Origin of the sequence: Clostridium algoriphilum (assembly GCF_020443705.1) — a bacterium.
Taxonomy (GTDB): Bacteria; Bacillota; Clostridia; order Clostridiales; family Clostridiaceae; genus Clostridium_AD; species Clostridium_AD algoriphilum.
In genome coordinates this window covers 1-3,027 of sequence record NZ_JAIZZK010000085.1, presented here as the reverse complement: position 1 = coordinate 3,027, position 3,027 = coordinate 1, and the positions used below count along the sequence as shown (strand labels likewise).

Below are 3,027 nucleotides of genomic sequence, written 5' to 3'. Positions count from 1 at the left end.
TTATGGCCTGAAGGTAACACCCGTTCCCATACCGAACACGAAGGTTAAGCTTCAATGCGCCGATGGTACTGCAGGGGTAACCTTGTGGAAGAGTAGGTCGTCGCCAGGTTACATGGCTAAATAGCTCAGTCGGTAGAGCAGAGGACTGAAAATCCTCGTGTCCCTGGTTCGATTCCGGGTTTAGCCACCAAAAAACGTCTTAGATAAATCTAAGACGTTTTTTTTAGTTGAAATAAAATACCTATATGTTTTCTACCTGCCAATCAACAGGTTTTTCATCTATTGAAATTAAGAAATTATTAGTATTGGAAAAAGGTTTACTATTAAAGAAACCCTTATATGCAGAAAATGGGCTTGGATGAACGGATTTTATTATGTAGTGTATTGGATTTGTTAAAAGAAATTGTTTTGACTGAGCATTATTACCCCATAATATGAAGACAATAGGTTTTGTTTTTTCATTTAATAAAGTGACAATTTTATCTGTAAAACATTGCCAACCAATGTTTTTATGAGAATTAGGTTCTCCAGATCGAACGGTAAGCACAGTATTTAACAATAGAACACCTTGATCAGCCCATTTTTTCAGGTATCCATTATTAGGGATATAACAGCCTAGATCTTTATTTAATTCCTTATAGATATTTAATAATGAAGGGGGAATAGGCACGCCTGTTTTCACGGAAAAACTTAAACCATGAGCTTGGCCGTTACCATGGTAGGGATCTTGTCCTATTATGACAACTTTTACGTCATTATATGATGTGTATTTAAGTGCATTAAATATATCTTGAACTTCAGGATATATTTGTTTTGTTCTGTATTCGCTTTTTAAAAAACATTTTAATTTTAAATAATAGTCTTTATCAAATTCTTTTAATAAAAGTTTATTCCAATCATTTACTAAACTGCTCATAAAATCACCTCACTTAAGTGTATCATAAACGCAATAGTTTTCATAAATTATTGATTACATTAATTTATAAGGACTTAAAATTATAGACAATAAATCCCAATCGTATTGAATGTCAGATAGTATATATGTTATGGAATGATAGCAAATATAAAAAATATAGTATAAAATATTTAATGATTGATGTACACTTAAAGGAAACACAAGGAGGTAATTTATGATAAAGGTATCTAGTACTGTTTTTAAGGAATTAGTAAAAAAAATAGTTCTTATTATTTTAGGGAGTTTGATTTTGTCTATTGCAATAAATTTATTCATAGTTCCAAACAAACTTCTTGGTGGAGGACTTTCAGGGGTAGGACTAATAGTACAGTATATTTTTAACTTCCCAATGGGTATTACAATATTAATACTTAATATTCCACTTCTTATATTAAGTATATTTAAAATAAATAAGAGATTTACTGCATTTACTGTGTTAGGAACCATATCATTATCAATATTCCTAATTATTACTGCGCCTTTAAACAATGTACTTCTTCCTGTTGAAGAATCGTATAGACTACTTTATTGTATATATGGAGGAGTACTCTCAGGTATAGGTCTTGGGATTGTCATTTCTAACGAAGGTTCTACAGGTGGAATGGATATTATAGCTATATATGCTAAGAAAAAATACGATATAGAGGTAGGTATAGTTAGTTTTATAATAAATTTTATAATTGTGGCTGTTGGATCTATATTATTTGATTTTAAAGTAGGGTTATATACCCTAATTTCTATGTATATTGCATCAACCCTTATGGAAAAAGTTATAAATGGATTAAACAGACGTAAAATGCTTTTAATTGTATCTGAAAACGAGAAGGATGTAAGTGATGCGATAATGAATAATTGTAATAGAGGGGTAACTATTTTATATGGAGAAGGTGCATATACGAGTCATAGAAAAAATGTAATGTATTGTGTTGTTTCATTGGGTCAATTACCACAGATTAAGAGAGTAATAAAATCTATAGACCAAGAAGCATTTATTTCTATTATCGATATAGCTGAAGTACGAGGTAACGGATTTAAAAGTCCAATAGAATAGTTGTAAAACAGATATGTATGTAATGAATTACTCTCACAATTGTTTCTAATATTATAAAATAACTCTTTTATTTTTAATTAATCTAAATCTATTACCATAAAACTGTGTAAAAAAGTTATATCCTTTTATTGTATTATAATTCTATTTAGTAAATATTTATTTATATAAATTGTATCTGTATAGTAATAAAATAATGGTAAAAGGGAAATACTCAATATGTAGTGTAAAGGCTAATGCAAAGAGTAACATAGGATTAAAGAAATATTAGAGGTTGAATTCCACTTATTAATTGACGAGGAGATGTATTTTAATGAAGATAGTTAAGGTAAGAAAAAATGCAGATGGAGATATTACAAATGTATTAACTAGTAGCGGTGAAGAATTAGATGTGAGCAAGGCGGTGGCCTTAGCAAAGATCGGAACAGTAGAATCAGTAGTTGTTGGTAAAAATAGAAATGGAAATGATGTTATAAAATCGTCACCTAATAGTACAACAGATGACAATTTAGACAATCTTCCTACGTTTTAGTAGGAAAGTCGTAAGCCTTCTTCAATATGTATCCTTTATAAATGAAGAGGGCTTACATCTTATAATGCGAAAAAGGGTTATACCTTTCCTAGTGTGTCAGTATGAAAAAAACTTAACATTCAGGAGTATTATGGAGAAAATTGTGTGTAATTGTCGTATTGGGGGAAAAAACTAAAAATTACTGTATTCAGAAATGATATTATATTACATGTCGTCGCAATTCAGTGGCGATGAAGTAAGAAAGCATAAGAAAAACAGCATTGAAAGAATTTAAAAAAAGCTGTTGACAAATTATTAAATAACAGATATAATAGTAGAAGTCGTCACTTGATGACAAATCAAATTGGTCTTTGAAAATTAAACAGAGAAATAGGTAAAGAAACGAAATAATATTTTGTTTTAACCAGTTAATTACTTTAGTAAAAGTAATATTTTAGTCGTAAGACTAAAAAGTATGTAATGAGCTTGCGAATTAACTTAACAGTTGTCGCA

General features: G+C 29.7%; 3 protein-coding genes, 1 tRNA gene and 1 rRNA gene. 4 read left to right on the top strand and 1 reads right to left on the bottom strand.

The genetic code is table 11. The annotated features are described in order from the left end of the window. Together rrf and LGK95_RS21905 are read left to right on the top strand one after the other, a co-directional pair. A 5S ribosomal RNA gene (gene rrf / locus LGK95_RS21910) occupies nucleotides 1-109 on the top strand; the annotation flags it as partial. 5 nt (nucleotides 110-114) lie between these two features. After that, nucleotides 115-190 (top strand) — tRNA-Phe (locus tag LGK95_RS21905). Between the two features lie 51 nt (nucleotides 191-241). On the opposite strand, the gene LGK95_RS21900 is transcribed toward LGK95_RS21905, so the two are convergent. Further along, a complete protein-coding gene (locus LGK95_RS21900; RefSeq protein ID WP_226127022.1) occupies nucleotides 242-916 on the bottom strand; it encodes a uracil-DNA glycosylase in 675 nt (224 codons plus the stop codon). Between the two features lie 214 nt (nucleotides 917-1,130). Between LGK95_RS21900 and LGK95_RS21895 the strand changes: the two genes are divergently transcribed. Both LGK95_RS21895 and LGK95_RS21890 read left to right on the top strand, forming a co-directional pair. After that, nucleotides 1,131-2,006, top strand: a complete 876-nt coding sequence (locus tag LGK95_RS21895; protein WP_226127021.1) for a YitT family protein — start codon at nucleotides 1,131-1,133, stop codon at nucleotides 2,004-2,006. Between the two features lie 310 nt (nucleotides 2,007-2,316). Then, complete coding sequence (locus LGK95_RS21890) at nucleotides 2,317-2,535, top strand: DUF3892 domain-containing protein (protein ID WP_226127020.1); 219 nt, start codon at nucleotides 2,317-2,319, stop codon at nucleotides 2,533-2,535. Nucleotides 2,536-3,027 lie beyond the last annotated feature (492 nt).

Bases quoted from the DNA above. Each gene is read 5' to 3' on its own strand.
- LGK95_RS21895 (WP_226127021.1), top strand. From the start codon at position 1,131: ATGATAAAGGTATCTAGTACTGTTTTTAAGGAATTAGTAAAAAAAATA.
- LGK95_RS21900 (WP_226127022.1), bottom strand. From the start codon at position 916: ATGAGCAGTTTAGTAAATGATTGGAATAAACTTTTATTAAAAGAATTT.
- LGK95_RS21890 (WP_226127020.1), top strand. From the start codon at position 2,317: ATGAAGATAGTTAAGGTAAGAAAAAATGCAGATGGAGATATTACAAAT.